The sequence below is a fragment of the Virgibacillus sp. LDC-1 genome, assembly GCF_030137545.1.
GTDB lineage: Bacteria > Bacillota > Bacilli > Bacillales > Amphibacillaceae > LDC-1.
Map to the genome: position 1 here is coordinate 62,019 of NZ_JARUVL010000003.1, position 16,580 is coordinate 78,598.

At 36.5% G+C, this 16,580-nt stretch carries 18 protein-coding genes, 1 pseudogene and 1 other annotated feature; all 19 genes and pseudogenes read right to left on the minus strand.

Going from position 1 to position 16,580, the window contains the following annotated elements:
- Positions 1-41: 41 nt before the first annotated feature.
- The 19 genes and pseudogenes from pheA to QBK89_RS03990 all read right to left on the minus strand — a co-directional run bounded on the left by pheA (position 42) and on the right by QBK89_RS03990 (position 16,497).
- On the minus strand, positions 42-911 hold the full coding sequence (gene pheA / locus QBK89_RS03900) for a prephenate dehydratase (RefSeq protein ID WP_284139713.1): 870 nt from the start codon (positions 909-911) through the stop codon (positions 42-44).
- A 54-nt stretch (positions 912-965) separates the two neighbouring features.
- Positions 966-1,418 (minus strand): ACT domain-containing protein, encoded by a 453-nt coding sequence (locus QBK89_RS03905; protein WP_284139714.1) that lies wholly within the window; start codon positions 1,416-1,418, stop codon positions 966-968.
- A 28-nt stretch (positions 1,419-1,446) separates the two neighbouring features.
- Positions 1,447-2,727 (minus strand): GTPase ObgE, encoded by a 1,281-nt coding sequence (gene obgE, locus QBK89_RS03910; protein ID WP_284139715.1) that lies wholly within the window; start codon positions 2,725-2,727, stop codon positions 1,447-1,449.
- Positions 2,728-2,742: 15 nt separating this feature from the next.
- Positions 2,743-3,279, minus strand: coding sequence for a Spo0B domain-containing protein (locus QBK89_RS03915; protein ID WP_284139716.1), 537 nt, complete (start codon positions 3,277-3,279; stop codon positions 2,743-2,745).
- Between the two features lie 203 nt (positions 3,280-3,482).
- Complete coding sequence (gene rpmA, locus QBK89_RS03920; protein WP_284139717.1) at positions 3,483-3,773, minus strand: 50S ribosomal protein L27; 291 nt, start codon at positions 3,771-3,773, stop codon at positions 3,483-3,485.
- A gap of 12 nt (positions 3,774-3,785) precedes the next feature.
- Positions 3,786-4,121, minus strand: a complete 336-nt coding sequence (locus QBK89_RS03925) for a ribosomal-processing cysteine protease Prp (protein WP_284139718.1) — start codon at positions 4,119-4,121, stop codon at positions 3,786-3,788.
- Between the two features lie 16 nt (positions 4,122-4,137).
- Positions 4,138-4,446, minus strand: a complete 309-nt coding sequence (gene rplU, locus QBK89_RS03930; RefSeq protein WP_284139719.1) for a 50S ribosomal protein L21 — start codon at positions 4,444-4,446, stop codon at positions 4,138-4,140.
- A 13-nt stretch (positions 4,447-4,459) separates the two neighbouring features.
- Positions 4,460-4,529: a sequence feature (ribosomal protein L21 leader region), on the minus strand.
- Positions 4,530-4,599: 70 nt separating this feature from the next.
- Positions 4,600-5,460 carry a M50 family metallopeptidase gene (locus QBK89_RS03935; RefSeq protein ID WP_284139720.1) on the minus strand — a complete coding sequence of 287 codons (861 nt, stop codon included), beginning with the start codon at positions 5,458-5,460 and terminating at the stop codon, positions 4,600-4,602.
- Positions 5,447-6,223 carry a M23 family metallopeptidase gene (locus tag QBK89_RS03940; RefSeq protein WP_284139721.1) on the minus strand — a complete coding sequence of 259 codons (777 nt, stop codon included), beginning with the start codon at positions 6,221-6,223 and terminating at the stop codon, positions 5,447-5,449. The genes QBK89_RS03935 and QBK89_RS03940 overlap by 14 nt, the downstream gene beginning before the upstream one ends.
- Positions 6,224-6,389: 166 nt before the next feature.
- Entirely contained in the window at positions 6,390-7,187 is a 798-nt protein-coding gene (gene minD, locus QBK89_RS03945) for a septum site-determining protein MinD (protein ID WP_284139722.1), read from the minus strand.
- The gene (minC, locus tag QBK89_RS03950; protein WP_330948654.1) at positions 7,180-7,869 is read right to left on the minus strand and encodes a septum site-determining protein MinC; all 690 of its coding nucleotides are present in this window, start codon (positions 7,867-7,869) and stop codon (positions 7,180-7,182) included. Before minC ends, minD begins: the two co-directional genes overlap by 8 nt.
- Positions 7,870-7,943: 74 nt before the next feature.
- Entirely contained in the window at positions 7,944-8,450 is a 507-nt protein-coding gene (mreD, locus tag QBK89_RS03955) for a rod shape-determining protein MreD (protein ID WP_284139723.1), read from the minus strand.
- Positions 8,450-9,328 (minus strand): rod shape-determining protein MreC, encoded by an 879-nt coding sequence (gene mreC, locus QBK89_RS03960; protein ID WP_284139724.1) that lies wholly within the window; start codon positions 9,326-9,328, stop codon positions 8,450-8,452. The genes mreD and mreC overlap by 1 nt, the downstream gene beginning before the upstream one ends.
- Before the next feature lie 12 nt (positions 9,329-9,340).
- The gene (locus QBK89_RS03965; RefSeq protein WP_284139725.1) at positions 9,341-10,381 is read right to left on the minus strand and encodes a rod shape-determining protein; all 1,041 of its coding nucleotides are present in this window, start codon (positions 10,379-10,381) and stop codon (positions 9,341-9,343) included.
- Between the two features lie 251 nt (positions 10,382-10,632).
- Positions 10,633-10,773 (minus strand): annotated as a pseudogene (locus QBK89_RS03970) (JAB domain-containing protein); the annotation flags it as partial.
- Positions 10,774-11,055: 282 nt separating this feature from the next.
- Positions 11,056-12,159, minus strand: a complete 1,104-nt coding sequence (locus QBK89_RS03975; protein ID WP_284139726.1) for a group II intron reverse transcriptase/maturase — start codon at positions 12,157-12,159, stop codon at positions 11,056-11,058.
- A 798-nt stretch (positions 12,160-12,957) separates the two neighbouring features.
- A complete protein-coding gene (radC, locus tag QBK89_RS03980) occupies positions 12,958-13,527 on the minus strand; it encodes a RadC family protein (protein WP_284139727.1) in 570 nt (189 codons plus the stop codon).
- 182 nt (positions 13,528-13,709) lie between these two features.
- Positions 13,710-14,597 (minus strand): SPOR domain-containing protein, encoded by an 888-nt coding sequence (locus QBK89_RS03985; RefSeq protein ID WP_284139728.1) that lies wholly within the window; start codon positions 14,595-14,597, stop codon positions 13,710-13,712.
- A 160-nt stretch (positions 14,598-14,757) separates the two neighbouring features.
- Positions 14,758-16,497: a sensor domain-containing diguanylate cyclase gene (locus tag QBK89_RS03990; protein WP_284139729.1), complete on the minus strand. Its 1,740-nt coding sequence runs from the start codon at positions 16,495-16,497 to the stop codon at positions 14,758-14,760.
- Positions 16,498-16,580: the final 83 nt, after the last annotated feature.

The following is a 16,580-nucleotide window of genomic DNA, read 5'->3' on the forward strand; positions in this document are numbered from 1 at the left end:
AAAACACCCACTTCAAAAGAAGTAGGTGAAATTAGATTCGTTCATAAAGAAGAAGAGTTTGCTTGTAAATGATAAACTGGAAAGGTACCCAAAATCGTTACACTACAACCTAGTGCTTCTAATTCTGCTTGAACACCTGGAAAAAGAACAGCATCATATGGATCATCTACATCAATAATAAAAAAGTAATTTCCTAATCCAGTCTTCATTGGTCTAGATTCGATCTTAGATAGATTCATTTTCCTCCATGCAAAAGCAGACAATACTTGATGTAATGCGCCTGCATAGTCTCGTGGTAATGTAACAAGTAAGCTCGTTTTTTCTGTTGTAATAGGATGTTGAATAGATAAGGCTTCCGTATTTTTCGTCAACACCGCAAATCGTGTATGGTTATTTGGATAATCATGAATATTTTCTTTTACAATACATAAACCATATTCTTTTGCTGCTAGCTTATTCCCTATCGCTGCGATGTTTCCTTCTTTAACGGATACAAGTTCCGCTGCTTTTCCAGTGGAAGAAGTAACATGTAATACAGCGTTTGGCAAATTTTGATGAATATATTGGTGACATTGTGCAATCGCATGACTATGCGAATAAACCGCTTCAATATCTTTTAATGTTCCTTTAAAGTTAGGTGTGCATATTAAATGTTGTTGAATTGGTACAACAATTTCTGCTACAATTGGCAATCTTACTTGATGGACTAAATAATCCACTGTAAGATGTACAGTACCTTCAATTGCATTTTCCAGCGGAACAACACCGATATCAACTTCTCCGGTATCAACCGCATCAATACAAGCGGGGACAGTGTCAAACGCTTTTTTATCTTCACCATTGAACGCTGCGTCCACTGCAAGTTTTGTAAACGTCCCTTTTGGTCCTAAATAACCTATTCGCTTCGTCATCTTGCTCTTCTCCCTTTATACACCTTGCCATTATTATCGTGCGATGTACCATGCTCATGCTCCTGAGCTAAGCATATCAACTCGCGTTACGAAATCCAGTTGTTTTAGGCGATGTAACATTTTTTCTATGTCTTCATTTATCATGGAAACGTCTAATGATAAGGTAACATTCGCCTTACCAAAAATAGGGATTGTTTGATGAATAGTTAATACGTTACATCCAGCCCCAGCAATTAATTTTAAAAGCTTCGATAAAGTTCCAGATCGATCCTCTAAATGAAAAAATAGGGTGATGATTTTTTCCTTCACCATTGCCTGAAAAGGAAAGACAGTATCTTTATATTTATAAAAGGCGCTCCTTGATAGTTCAACCTTATTTACTGCCTCATAGACGGAACTTGCCTTCCCTTGTTCAAGCATTTCCTTTACCTGAATTGTTTTTTTCATTGATTCAGGTAGCACGTCACTTCGTACTAAAAAAAACGATTCATCCCTCTGACGTTTCACAGTATCCCTCTTTTACAATTGCAGATAATCATTCTACAAACTCAAATTCATAATCAAGCAGGCGGATCGTATCTCCATCCTTTGCCCCTTTTTTGCGTAGCGCATCATCTACTCCCATACCTCGCATTTGTCTAGCAAAACGTTGAATAGCCTCATCTCTAGCAAAGTCCGTCATCTTAAATAATTTTTCAATCTTTACACCTGAAAGCACATAAGCTCCATCTGGGTCTCGTGTTATGGAGAATCCATCCTCTAGGCGCTCATACTTATATACAACCTTTTCTTCTGTATCATCGATAATAGGCTCTTGCTTTGGAATTTGCTCTAACATATCGGCGACAGTAAAGAGAAGATCGCGAATCCCATTCTTTGTTATTGCAGATATCGCGAACAATGGAATGTCACTCTCCAGCTTCTCTTTAAAATGAACTAAATTTTCATCTGCACCAGGCATGTCCATTTTATTCGCTGCAATTACTTGTGGGCGCTGAAGTAAGTTTTTATCATACGCTTCTAGCTCTTGATTAATTTTAACATAATCTTCATAGGGATCTCTTCCCTCTGTTCCAGCCATATCAATGATATGTACAATTACTCTCGTCCGTTCTACATGTCGTAAAAACTGGTGTCCAAGGCCAATACCCTCATGTGCACCTTCAATAAGACCAGGTAGATCAGCCATAACGAAGCTTCGTTGATCGCCGGTTTCTACTACACCTAGGTTAGGAGCCAAGGTTGTAAAATGATAATCCGCAATTTTCGGCTTTGCCGCACTGACAACAGATAAAAACGTAGACTTTCCAACGCTCGGAAATCCTACAAGTCCAACATCTGCAATTACTTTTAGCTCTACTTTAATATTTCTTTCTTGACCTGGCTCTCCATTTTCGGCAAAATCAGGGGCGGGATTTCTTGGAGTAGCAAAGCGGATATTTCCCCGACCACCTCTTCCTCCATTTGCAATAATTGCTTCTTGACCATGTGTTGTCAGATCAGCAATTACCTCATTTGTATCCTCATCAATAACTGTAGTCCCTGGTGGAACAGGAATAATTAATGGGTGTGCATTTTTTCCATGCATGCTTTTACTCATCCCATTTTCCCCACGCTTTGCTTTAAAATGACGATTATAACGAAAATCCATTAGCGTATTTAAACCTTCATCAACCTGAAAGACGACATCACCACCATTTCCGCCGTCTCCTCCAGCCGGACCGCCTTTTGGAACATATTTCTCACGTCGATATGCGACAAGACCATTGCCTCCATCACCGGCTTTTACATAGACACTAACCTGATCTACAAACATAGCTGTTCACCTCACCTATACATCCAAATTATTAAATACAAATCGATATTCATTACCTGCTTCATTCACAAACAAACCAATGTTTTCTTGATTATAGTTTGCTAGCAATGTTTGTACAGAAATACAGTCCGTCTTACGTTCAAAAACTATTTGTACCTCTATATTATGTTTTACCTTATCTCCTTTTAAACGAACCACAGCCTCATGAAGCTGTGTTCGATCCCAACATGCTTCAATCGCTTCAAACAATTGATTACATTGCTTAACCAACTCATTATCAATTCGATTAAGATTCATATCTTGGGCGTCTATCTCATACGTTAACCGAATATTCGTATGCATTGCATTGAATCCGATTAACCAAAGTGCAAAATGAGGGGTGTTTAAATTCATCAGCTTCCGTTCTTCTTCATATCGTTCTAACACACGTGTAATTTTAGATTGTACTTTATCAGATTTCCCCATACTTAAATAGCCTTGGATAACCTGCATATCATTCATCACATCATGTCGAATATGACGGAGTAACATCATTACATCTTTACTCTCCATTTTTTTCCCTCCATTATGAAGAAAATTATAACAGAAAACAACTATAACTTCATGTAATCTTAGATGCTATTCAATGATGAGTTACGATTAATTGTGTTGAACGGCACTTTATACGAAAATAACTTAAAAAGGATTCTTCACCCATACGAACGGATCCATAAAAAAACTCCAACCATTGAAAGGCTGGAGTTTTTTATGATATATTAAGCTTCTTTGGCAACTGGATAAACACTTACTTTTTTACGATCGCGACCATATCGCTCAAATTTAACAACACCATCGATTTTAGCAAAAAGTGTGTCATCACCACCACGTCCAACATTCTCGCCTGGGTAGATTTTCGTTCCGCGTTGACGATAAAGAATGGATCCACCAGTTACAAATTGTCCATCTGCGCGTTTCGCACCAAGACGCTTTGATTCAGAATCACGTCCGTTTCTTGTACTACCAACACCTTTTTTCGTTGCAAAAAACTGCAAGTCTAAACGTAGCATCCGAGTCACCTCCTAATTCTTTATTTTTATATACTTACTATATTCTTTTTCGATTGTTTTCAATGAAACTACCATACCTTCCAGTAATAAGGAAGCCTTCTTCGCAGTATCATCATCTAGGTCAATAGGGAGCATGATATGGAGAAATCCACCTTTGCCGCCTTGTTTAACCTTTATATCTTTTTCATCAATGTTACAAAGCTCTTCAACTGCATTTGCAGCACCAAATGAAACCGCAGATACAGCAGCACAAACTAAATCATATCCGTATGGTCCACTATCTGCATGTCCTGAAAGCTCGAAGCCTCTTATTTGGTTGTCTTTACGAAATATCGATACATGTATCATTTATTTCACTCAAAACTTAAAGATTAATCTTGTCAATGATTAGCTTTGTGTAAGGCTGACGATGACCTTGTTTGCGATGGTAATTTTTCTTTGGCTTAAATTTGTAAACCATAACCTTCTTTTGACGGCCATGTTTTTCTACTTTAGCAGTTACAGTTGCACCTTCAACAAATGGAGCACCGACTTTTACATCATCTCCACCAACAAATAACACTTTGTCAAAAGTTACTGATTCATTTTCATCAGCTGCAACTTTTTCAACGTAAATTACTTGACCTTCTTCTACCTTTACTTGCTTGCCACCTGTTTCAATAATTGCGTACATGTTTGCACCTCCCTGATAAACTAAGACTCGCCATGCAGGTACCACAATGGTTTATCACCTGATCTGTGCGGTTGTAGCACTGGTGCTACGATGAATAACGTATTGATGTTATCATAAAAAACATAGTTGTGTCAAGCCAACCTCTTAATATTTCTATAAATACTTCGCTATCTCTCCGATTGTTTTATCATGTGCCTTTTCATGAAAGTAACACCTTAAACAATCCATTTCATCAATCATCTTTCGGCGCTTATTTGGATAGTTGATGTAGATGGAATGCTTTTTTCCTCTTTTAAACTGCTGAAAAACATCCATTAAATTTTCTTGATGGTTTACTGATATAGGTAAAACACGATGAATAGAAGCATCCTCTTCATAACGATTTATCAAAAATCGCATAAACACATAGAAACGTTGCTTCCATTCGGTTTTATTTTCCACAAATAAGAAGATAAATACTAAAAATGCACTTAAATTAAACGGAAGAACAAATAGAATTACAACCATCATAATCATACATAATAACAGTGATAGTTGAACAATAAGCTGATGCGCTTTTCGGTAAGCAAAAAAATGACTACACACAAAAAAAATAAGCTTGCCACCATCTAATGGCCAGATTGGAAGTAAGTTAAATAGTAAAATAACTCCATTATAAAATAATATCATTTCTACTACTGTCGGTGAAAGAAGTTGATAATAAGTGCACATAACGCAAACTAAGAAAATAAAAATATGCTGTAACGGACCAGCGATTGTCACGATGATGTCTTCATACAATGGGCGATTACTGTGCTCGTCCGTTCGCATGACACCTCCAAAAACCCATAGCTTAATCTCTGAGACTCGCCATTGAAACCATCTTGCTGCAAAAAAATGTCCTGCTTCATGAATGAAAACGATAGAAAGAATAATAAACAGCTGTATAAATGTTCCCGTAACAAACGATATTACTATAAATACATAGAGGATTGGATGAATACGAATAGGTGGAAGCATATTACGGACTGTCATCAACTTTTATCACCTGAATCGGATCGATATATTGCTTGTCTTTCTCGATTGCGATATAAACCGAATCATTTCCTACGGTTGGTTTAAAATTTCCTATTCGTTGGTTTGCAACCACCGATTGATATAAATGAACATCTATACTACTTAAATTCCCATATATAGACTTACTATCGTCTGCATGTTGAACGATGACAGTTTTATTTGTTTTTCGATCTTGGCCAGCAAATATAACAATACCATCACGTAACGATGATATATTTGTGGATTTTTCTGGAGCAATTCGGATTCCCTTGCCATTTACTTGAAAGGTTTCTTTTACATTCCCACTTACTTGTGATGCAAGTGGGTTATCGCCTGAATTGACAAGCTGTTGTTGAGGGGAAATCCCCATTGGGCTACCAAAGGTTGTGCGATACCATTGATTAACTTTTGCAAATGGAAATTCTTCGGTCAATGCATAGCTTGTCCAGCTTTGAAGAGAAGAAAAACGTACCGAATCAGTTTGCCACAACAAGGCAACTGCAAAAAAAAGCATGACAGATAATATTCCCTTTAACACAACCCCTGTAACAAGCTGACTTCTTCGGTTTCCCAGTTCTGTATTGTCAACAAAGCTTTTATAATACCCGTGCTTCTCTTCATCTTGTGGTATCGGAGAAACGATTTTTCTATTATTGGCGGTTCTTCTTGGAGATGGCTCCCAATTGCGTATTTTTTTCCGCTTTGTAATGGATTTCCTTACTTTTTGTACCCCTCTGTTCATTCGCCTCAATCCCTCTTTACGCTTTTGTCTAAGTGTATGAAAAGAAGAAAGGAGATATGAATCTTTTAGCGTATTTACAACGGTATGATAGATAAAAAAATGCTATTCTACATCCGAATAGCTTGAAAAAGCTTTCAGACAGAATAGCATTTGAATGAGTATAAATCTATGATCGAATACCAAAAAACTTCTTCATTTTGCTAAACATACCTGCATCTGTATCTAATGATTGAAGTGGCACAGTTTCACCTAGAACTCTTCTCGCAATATTTCGATAGCTAAGCGACGCTTTTGACTTTGGCTGCATCGCAATAGGTTCCCCTTGGTTAGAAGCCTTAATTACTTCATCATCGTCCATTACAATCCCGATGATATCAATCGAGAGAATTTGTACAATTTCATCAATATCAAGCATATCTCCATTCTTCATCATATGATTACGAATACGATTAATGATGAGGGTAGGTGGTTCCATTTCTTCTTTTTCTAGTAAGCCTATAATTCTATCAGCATCGCGAACACTCGATTTTTCTGGGGTCGTAACAACAATTGCTTTATCTGCTCCTGCCACCGCGTTTTGAAATCCTTGTTCTATGCCAGCAGGACAATCAATAAGAATATAATCATATTCTTGCTTTAATTCGGCAACAATTTTTTTCATTCCATCTGTTGTTACTGCAGATTTATCACTAGTCTGTGCGGCTGGCAAAAGTGATAGAAAATCAAATCGTTTATCTTTAATTAATGCCTGCTTTAATTTGCATCGATCTTGAATAACATCAACAATATCATAGATAATCCGATTTTCTAACCCCATAATTACATCTAAATTACGAAGACCAATATCTGTGTCAATCAAACAAACCTTCTTGTCCAATAATGCAAGAGCGGTTCCAATATTTGCGGTAGTGGTTGTTTTTCCAACCCCACCCTTACCAGAAGTAATGACAATAGCCTCACCCATTTTTTATTCTCCTTTCGAACCCGCTAAGCGTTTTTAATCGATGCGACAGCACACTAAGTCGGTCAATGATGATTTTATCTTGTTTCTCATCAATGAAGCCACATTCCATAAATACACCTTCTGACTCATAATCTGGTGCTCGACTTATATAATCTGCAATTCTAAGCTGGGATGGTTTCATATAAGATGCAGCAATAATTGCATTTCGATCTCCAAGCGTACCTGCATGTCCAATTCCTTGTAAACTACCAAGAATATATATATTTCCAGTAGCCATTATCTTCCCACCAGGGTTAACATCACCGATTAACAGCAAATCTCCTGTCACTTCTAAAACTTGTCCAGATCGAACGATGCAATTTTCCACTTTAATTGTACTATTTTCTTGCCATAAAAGCGCGTCCTGCTTACTTATTACATCAGATTCAAAGGATTGGACCGAAAATCGATTTTGCGCTTCGATTAAATTTTTAATTTTTTCTTTTTGTTCGCTATGTATATAACGATTACCTAATCTTACAACTACCGGTACAATTGGTTCTTCTTTTTGATTTAAGCTTATGGACATCTTTTCACCTAGTTCAATATATGCCTCTTCAAATGAACAGGAATCATCGATTACGAAAGTTAGACCTTCTCTTGTTCCCTTTATTGTTATTAATTGCTTCTTTTCATGCAACATGCATTCACCTCATCATTCCTCATCCTAGCAGAGCTATTAACCAATCCTTTACACCATTTTAAAAGGTTTTCTATTTACTCTACTTTTAACCGTTTTACTACCAGCGGATACAACAAGCACATAAAGATTATATTGGCTATTATAGAAGGAGATAGGCGATAAATCACATATGTGTCCCACTGTATATCTGTAATGCCAATAACAGTGTAAATAATATAAATGGCTGTGTCTGCAATGCCAACAATTAAAATCGTGAACAAGATAGCAACATAAAAATTCGCATGTAAATATTTTGTTAAACTACGAACAATATATACTGCTACTCCATAAATGAACATATATACACCTAATACATCTGTATACACAATGTCGATTAACATTCCGAATAATACAGCATAAAATGTAGCAATATGCACATTCTCTCGTTCATAGAACATTGCAACACATATTAAAAATAACAAAACCCAATGTGGGACAACCATTAGATGTGCGTGAAAGAATGTTGTTGGTAAAAAATCTAACGCAACGCCTTCTAACACTAACAACAAAAACAGAATAAGAGGGATATATAAGCGTTTCATTATTTATCCTCTTCTTTCTCTGTCTTTTCTTTCTTTTCAACAAGCTGTCTATCAACAACAATTACATTATCAATTTCATACATATTCGCTGCTGGTTGAACAAGCGCTGTCTGTGTTAGACCGTATTGATCAGGAATAACCTCTTTCACAGTCCCGATAACTAATCCGGAAGGAAAAACCCCACCCATTCCAGAGGATATAACCATCTCACCTTTTTTAATATCCTTATCTGATTCCTCAATAATCCGGAATAGAAGAGAGTTGCTCTCTGCATCAAATTCCTCAATCATCCCAACGATATTTTTGTTATCTTTTCGTGGTATGGTAGCTGAAATCCGGTTAAATTGGTCAAAACCTGTAAGCAGTTGAACCGTAGATGTGAACTGAGATGCTTTTTTAATTTTACCTACCATTCCATCCGCCGTGATGACCGCCATGTTTTCTTTTACACCATCCTGCTTTCCTTTATTAATTGTTACCTTATCCATCCATTGCTCAGGAGAACGTGAGATAACAATTGCTTGAATTGGATTATAATCACGAATGGATTTCGTTTTATCAATTGTTTTTCTTAATTCTTCATTCTCTTGCTTTAACTCTTGCACTTCATAAATCAACGATTTATATTGAGCTAATTTTTCTTTCAATAATTGGTTTTCATCATACGTATTTTTAATATCATCAATATTCGATATCAAAGAGGAAATTAGTTTAACAGGTGCTTGAATAACACTTTGTGTCCATCCTACTGCGTCATTAATAAATTGCTCCGGCGTAGTTAGTCCTCCGCGTTTTTGCATGGAAAAGCCTATCAAAACAACAAGAACGATAAAACCCATTAAAAGAATAAACAATCGTTTTTTTCGAAAAAATGACATCGAAACACCTACCTATTCTATGGTAGGGCGTGTGGATACATTAGGATGTGACCGAAAATGCTGAATGTATTCCAATGATTTACCCGTACCTATTGCTACGCTTTCTAATGGATTCTCAGTGACAAACACAGGCATCTTAGTTTCTTGACTAATTACACGATCTAAGTTTTTCAACAGCGCTCCACCACCAGACAATACGATTCCTCGATCCATAATATCCGCTGCAAGCTCAGGTGGTGTTGTTTCTAATGTTGCTTTTACAGATTCTATAATTGCTGTAATTGTATCTTGTAATGCGGTAGAGATTTCGGAAGCAGTAATACTTATTGTTTTAGGTAGACCTGTTAATAAATCTCGCCCACGAATTTCGATTGTTTCATCCTCTAAAACTTCTCCCGCAGCACCGATTTCCATTTTTATCGATTCTGCTGATCGTTCTCCAATCATCAAATTATACGTTTTACGAATATATTGGATAATTGCTTCGTCCATATCGTCACCAGCTGTTCGAATCGATTGACTAGTAACAATTCCTCCTAAGGAAATTACTGCGACTTCAGTCGTTCCTCCACCAATGTCCACAATCATACTACCAGTAGGTTCCCATACTGGTAAGCCTGCCCCAATTGCTGCTGCGAATGGTTCTGCAATCGGAAACGCATCCTTTGCTCCTGCTTGCTTTGTAGCATCAATAACTGCCCTTTCTTCAACCATCGTAATTCCTGAAGGTACACAAATCATGACACTCGGTTTTTTCGCAAAAAACGAACGCTTTCGCATTGCCTTATTAATATAATATTTCATCATAATAGCTGTTGTATCATAATCTGCGATTACGCCATCCTTCATTGGGCGGATAACAGAAATATTACCTGGTGTTCTTCCAATCATATTTCGAGCAGAACTACCAACTGCTTCAATTTCGTTTGATTCAATATTTTTAGCCACTACAGATGGCTCTCTTACTACAACACCTTTTCCTTTCACAAATACAAGTGTATTTGCCGTACCTAGATCAATTCCTAGGTCTTGTGAAAAACTAAATTTGCCCAAAAAAATCTTCCTCTCCAGTTGCATCAAAATATATAAACTCTAAATTGGGTAGCTTTTTATAATCGACTTTACTTCCCTCAATAATGGTGGTTAATTCGTTTTTAAAAGCTATTGAAACGTACTACTTTGTTAAAAAATACGCTTATTGTATCCTAATCTTAAGAAGCGCCAATTTCAACTCGATTCGAAAATGGCGCCTAATTTTGATTGTCTATTTAATTATACGAAAAAAGTAATAAAATTGATAGTACTTATAGGTATCCTTTTTCTTTTAATGATATAAATTTACGATCTCCTATTATTAAATGATCTAACAATTCAATTCCAATAATCTTTCCAGAATCAACCAAACGTCGCGTTACGTGAATATCTTCTTGAGATGGAGTGGGGTCGTAGGGTAGAAGCTATGTGCCTTGCTTAATCGCTAAAGCAGGTTCCACTGCTCCCCCCTCAGAACCGTACGTACACCTTTCAGCGTATACGGCTCGCCAGCTGATGAAACAAGTGATACCTCTCTTTTTAGTTTATGTGTACATCGATTATTTATTATCTGAAGCGTTGTCCATCCATTTCATGTATCTAAATACCGATCACTCTAATTAAAACATTTCATTTTTGTTTACAATGTGCAAAGTCCATTACTTACAATACGTCTTCCCAACATGTATTACACTTCATTCGAAAGATAATTTATTTCGTTTTATAAAAGAGTGAGTTAATTTATTTCCCGCTTTATCCTTGCTTACAATACATATAGCTCCCTGTCTATGTCTTTTCGTACTTAAGATAACCTTTCTAAAGGTAGTTCTCCTTTTATGAGCTAGTGTTTTAATAAAGCTGCATTGAGCAAAGTAAAAGAAGCCATCTAACTGATGGAAGTTATCGGCCAACCTATAATAGGCTGCTATTTCATATAATTCTTTATTATACATGCGCAGGATGGTGACTTCTGACTTGTTGATGAGGTTGGGGCGATGCGTGCATTTATACCGCATGAGATCTCCATAGTTGTGTTTATTAGCGGCTTCCTGCAATTTCTTTTGCGGGATTTCTAAACGTATGCTTTGAGTGGTGTTTTTCTTTTTTATCGGATGTTGTTTTTTCATTTGACCTTTATTCTGTTCACGGCGAAGATGAAAACCAAGAAAAGGAATGGATTTATCGAAATGAATGATCTGTAAATTAGCAGGAATACAAAGCTTCTTCTCTAAATAATGATGAATAGTTTCGCTCGTGTTTTTGGAAAAGTATTTATGAGCAGCAATACCAATAACAAAATGATTATGATAACGCACATATTCCATTTCCAGAGCGTTGTTTGACTGTTTCATTTCCCTTTTAAGAAATTGATTCTCAATAAAACAATCGAACTGTCTTAGGAAAATGTCGGTTAGCAATAGGTAGAGTTTCTTATTATATATTGATCTACCGAAATTTGCAGGTGCTTTGGATTGCTTTAGCACACCATTTGCTACTGCATTGTGGATAAGAAGAAGAAAGCGTCGATCATTGATTTTTTTTGCAATACTTTGAACCACTTTTGCTGGGGTCAAATGGTCGTGCAAAGCTGTTATTTCCCCTTTCAAGCACCAATTTAATTCTTTCCAATTGTTTTTAATGCTAGAAAGTGCTGTATGTCTTCCGCTGCCGCTTCTACTTCCATGTGCATGCTCCGAGAATAGTGGATCATATACATTTGTTAGTATGATGCGAATTCCTTCTCCTACAAGCTCGTTTTCCCACATCACTTCATTAAGGACAGCTGTTTTTTTGTTCACTTTTAACTTCACACAATTATTTACAGCACTAAAGCGAAATATTCCAGCCTTTAATTTTTCAATGAGTCCATCTATTTTCAGCATGTATGGAAAATCAAAACGTTTGCTACTCTCTTTTATTCCATATAAATTTTCGTGTACTTTCAGCCACAATGCCTTGTGATACATGAGACGATAACAATCTGTAATGATGTAACCTTTTCGAGAGGCTTCCCTTATAACGTTTAACTGGTGAAATGGATTCTTTGCCATGTTCATGACTCCTTTCTAGTTAAAGTTCTCATCAGCCTGTCTCCCTTCCCCATGCTAAACTCATTACAAGCAAACGTTGAGTACTATGGAGACTCCGTTACCTTATGGAGTGTTCATAAAACAATGCTACAAATGTTATAATACTCGCACTTAGGTAATCCCTGCATTATCCATAATTTTAGTTGCGTGATGGTTAGGTATCCCTTTTGACGGTTTACTCTATTAGAGAATTGAAGGATAAACCTTACTATGGATGAGAAAGCAAAAGCTTTCATGGACGCTCAGACGATACGTCTCCATTTTATCCTCATTACCTGTTAGCTATCGTAGATAATGGCGCACCCATCGCTCATTCGCCTAGGATTCAAGCAGTATAGCTTTTACCGTACATCACTTGGTCTGAAGAACTGAATCGATATAGATAGCTTTATCGTCTATTCCCCTTTTCACATCATGCTTCGTTCCCTATTAGAGTTTCCTCGTAAAGTAAGATGCTGACCATAGAACATCGTAAGGAGTTCTAGATTTCTTATGAAACCGCTAAAATTATGCACCTTGCAGGCGCACGCCGGAAGGGTGATTATGGGCAACAATAATTGATGCGGCGGATCGTTTGACTGCTTCACGATATACTTCGCGTGGATGTACAATCGAGGCGTTGAGGCTGCCGATGAAAATCGTTTGTTGATGAATAATTTGGTTTTTCGTATTTAAAAATAAAGCAACAAAATGCTCCTGTGTTAAACTACGTAGTTCTTCCATCACATAGTTTGCCCCATCCTCAGGAGAACGGATTACATAACGTTCAATCGGCTTATATTGATTTAATCGCTTTCCTAGCTCTAAAGCAGACAATAGTAAAATCCCCTTTGCACTTCCGATACCTTTGATTGCTGTTAATTCTTCAATCGTTGCATTTTGAAGGAGCTTGATTCCTTCAAAATGCATGAGTACACGATTCGCAAGTGTCATGACAGATTCTTCCTTTGTACCACTTCCAAGCAATATGGCAAGTAACTCTTGGTTGTTAAGATGATCCGGTCCATATTTCAAGAACCTTTCTCTCGGTCGATCTTCTTTTGGTACATCTTTAATCATAATAGAAGCTGCTTTCATTTAATTCCCTCCTTTCTTAAGATAACTCGAGCATAGCGAAGGAATGAAAGACAGACAACCTCCGATATTATGGTTGTACGATTTAAAAATGCAAAAAAAAATAGATTTCCTATTAGAGAAATCATTTTATTACTAGAAAACATTATCTATAAACTAAAAGTCATTTCGTAACCTGCCAATTATTAAGATGAACGGATAGAAGCATACTCCTTCCAAAGTTCTAATAAAAATGCTTGCCACCCTTTTTGATCAAGCTTACTCAGCTTATCTTGTTTAGCTTGGATTTTTTCCTGTAATGATATCAGCTTAGAGCCCTTATTCAATTGCTGTTCCATTAGTGCATTCCAATTATCTACACTCACATTATCATCAGTAATAGAGGCAGCGGTTTGCTCCCAATGTTCGAAAAAGGACTGCAGCCATTGGTCTTCATCTGTCGTTAATTGCAGTACCTTTTCTTCAACCTGCCACGCTTTTATATACGTTTCAAATCCGTTTTCTTTCATACTGTCTGCGACCGTTTTTGCCTCCTGTTTCGTCGTTGCCAAGCCTACAAGCACATAAAAATTTGTATCTTTTTTCCAGCTAATTGCTGGGTAACCCGATTTTTCAAATTGCTTTCTTACCACATCAGCATTTTCTTGTTGAGAAAAGACGCCACCCTGTAATACAAATGCGTTCATCTCACCAAAGCTAGCATCTATTAGATTCACTGCTTTTTTTTGTGAATCTCTTGATTTATTATCTGAATCAGATGTTAGCGCTGCCGGCTGTTCGACAGCTGATGGTTTTTCTCCCATATTTCCGAACATATTTAACATAATAAACCCTAGCAATAATCCTACAGCTACTGCAGATATCGCGGATAACAAAAAAGGTTTTACGATTTTATTATTTGCTCTCTTTTTTGGGGGATGCTTTCTATTGCTGCTTTTTCTTATATAAGACGGAACCTCTTTATTATTTTCAGTAGAATCCGATTCGCCTTGAAATTTAGCAAACGTATTTTTGGCATTTTTTAAAACATCTTTTTGATTTAGTTTTACGACTACTGGTTTTTTTCTATTCATTATAGTCCCCTCACTTCCTAGCTTGTCTTAAAGTTCACTCTAGCATAGGGCATATAAAAAGTAAGGGGAATATTGTCAAACTCGTATCCTTTTTATTCTTCATAAATTCTAATCATTCTTGGAATTTCTCACTATTTGTCACGCTTCTTAAAAGATTTGTTCAGAACACATTCTCTTCCGTATCGTGCGAAAGAAATGCTACACGATTTCGACCTTTCTTCTTTGCGCCAATATAAAGTGCACGATCTGCATGTCGAACAAGATCACTTACTATCAAACCATGATATGGAAAACTAGAAACTCCAATACTAGCAGTAACTTGAATTGTTAAAGGCTTCTTTGCTGGTAACAAATGGTTTTGAATAGAAAAAGGGGTCGCCTCGATTGTTTTTCGTACCGTTTCACCTATATTTATCGCTTCATTCGATTTTGTATTTAATAACAAAATCATAAATTCTTCTCCACCATATCGCCCGACAATTCCATTTGCATCGATATGTGCTGTTAGTAGATTACTAATTTGACAAAGCACTTCATTTCCTGCCTCGTGTCCGTATGAATCGTTAATCAGTTTAAAGTGATCCAAATCAACAAGCAATAATGAAAATTCGTTCCCAGTATCAGTCGAATAACTTGCCTCAATTTTATGCTTCATAACATTTTCCATATATCGATAATTGAATAGCTTCGTAAGCGCATCTCTTTCGCTTCTCGTTTTTGTCACTTCATAATTTTTAGCATTTTCAATAGCAACTCCTAAATAGTTTGATAAAATATCTGCAATTCTAACATGCATGCTTTCATATTCTTTTTCTTTTGTTGATATACAGGTAAACACACCAATTACTTCTTTTTCATATTGAATAGGCATTGATAACACACTTTGCGTATGAGACGGAAATATTTGAATATCCTCATTTTTCCAATCCTTCTCTGATTGATAGACTAAGGGAAGCTTCATTTCCATTGTTTTCTTACTAAATGTCTCCTTCATATCCGGGGATAATGCTTCACTAGCTTCCATAAGGTCATTGTGCGAAAATGTAACAAGTTTCATAGCTTCATCCTTAGAAACTAAATAAATATAAGCCGTATCATAAGGGAGTACCGATTTGATTTCCCGAAGAAACACGTCATATACTTCTCTTTCTTCAAGCCTTCGCGCTAACCGATGCCCAATATCTCCTGTTCGCTTCAAGTAATAGTTTATTTCTTTATAAAAGTATAGCAATTTCAAAATGACGGATATGCTAATATACGGTATCCCAATGAACAATAAGGCCCGTATTCCAATCGCTTCATAAAGTATATAAAGCGCGAAGCCAGTAGGAATAACTAGTAGAAATGAAAACAACTCCCACTTTAAACCACGGTCAAAAAAACGTGCGGATTGCCGATAAAAAAAACGCCGAACTAGATAACTAAAAAGATGGTTAAACGCAACGATAATGACGGCGTAAACGATAATCGCGATCATTTCAGTATAACTTTGATATTGAGATTGCGCATACGTACCACCTAAAAGTTGATAAACAGAGGCAGCAAGTAAAGAACCGGCACTAAACAGAAGCATATTCAATGGTATACGATATATGACCTTCCTCTTAATACCTACCTTTAAAATAACAAATAAAACAGCAATTAAGGTGACGATAATTTCTACGAATAAGCCAAACGCTAGAAATACAGCAATACTAATTCCATTAATAAAAAAGATGGGAACACTATTAATTGTTAAAGGAAAAAAGGCAACAACAATAATAAAAAATGTAAATAAAGCAATATCAGTGATATTACCTTGCAAATTTATAAAATAGAAATGGTAGGAAACCCATAATATTGCCGGCCAAAAAAGAAGCCAAGCAAACCAAAGTGCACTTATTTTCCATTTATCTACCATTTCAGCTACCCTCTTTCCTAGAATCCTTATTTAAACATTACTTTATACCTAATGTTCATAACTTTATGATAACTTAACTATAT

Bases quoted from the DNA above. Each gene is read 5' to 3' on its own strand.
- pheA (WP_284139713.1), bottom strand. From the start codon at position 911: ATGACGAAGCGAATAGGTTATTTAGGACCAAAAGGGACGTTTACAAAA.
- obgE (WP_284139715.1), bottom strand. From the start codon at position 2,727: ATGTTTGTAGATCAGGTTAGTGTCTATGTAAAAGCCGGTGATGGAGGC.
- QBK89_RS03915 (WP_284139716.1), bottom strand. From the start codon at position 3,279: ATGGAGAGTAAAGATGTAATGATGTTACTCCGTCATATTCGACATGAT.
- rpmA (WP_284139717.1), bottom strand. From the start codon at position 3,773: ATGCTACGTTTAGACTTGCAGTTTTTTGCAACGAAAAAAGGTGTTGGT.
- QBK89_RS03925 (WP_284139718.1), bottom strand. From the start codon at position 4,121: ATGATACATGTATCGATATTTCGTAAAGACAACCAAATAAGAGGCTTC.
- rplU (WP_284139719.1), bottom strand. From the start codon at position 4,446: ATGTACGCAATTATTGAAACAGGTGGCAAGCAAGTAAAGGTAGAAGAA.
- QBK89_RS03935 (WP_284139720.1), bottom strand. From the start codon at position 5,460: ATGACAGTCCGTAATATGCTTCCACCTATTCGTATTCATCCAATCCTC.
- QBK89_RS03940 (WP_284139721.1), bottom strand. From the start codon at position 6,223: ATGAACAGAGGGGTACAAAAAGTAAGGAAATCCATTACAAAGCGGAAA.
- minD (WP_284139722.1), bottom strand. From the start codon at position 7,187: ATGGGTGAGGCTATTGTCATTACTTCTGGTAAGGGTGGGGTTGGAAAA.
- minC (WP_330948654.1), bottom strand. From the start codon at position 7,869: ATGTTGCATGAAAAGAAGCAATTAATAACAATAAAGGGAACAAGAGAA.
- mreD (WP_284139723.1), bottom strand. From the start codon at position 8,450: ATGAAACGCTTATATATCCCTCTTATTCTGTTTTTGTTGTTAGTGTTA.
- mreC (WP_284139724.1), bottom strand. From the start codon at position 9,328: ATGTCATTTTTTCGAAAAAAACGATTGTTTATTCTTTTAATGGGTTTT.
- radC (WP_284139727.1), bottom strand. From the start codon at position 13,527: ATGAAAGCAGCTTCTATTATGATTAAAGATGTACCAAAAGAAGATCGA.
- QBK89_RS03985 (WP_284139728.1), bottom strand. From the start codon at position 14,597: ATGAATAGAAAAAAACCAGTAGTCGTAAAACTAAATCAAAAAGATGTT.
- QBK89_RS03990 (WP_284139729.1), bottom strand. From the start codon at position 16,497: ATGGTAGATAAATGGAAAATAAGTGCACTTTGGTTTGCTTGGCTTCTT.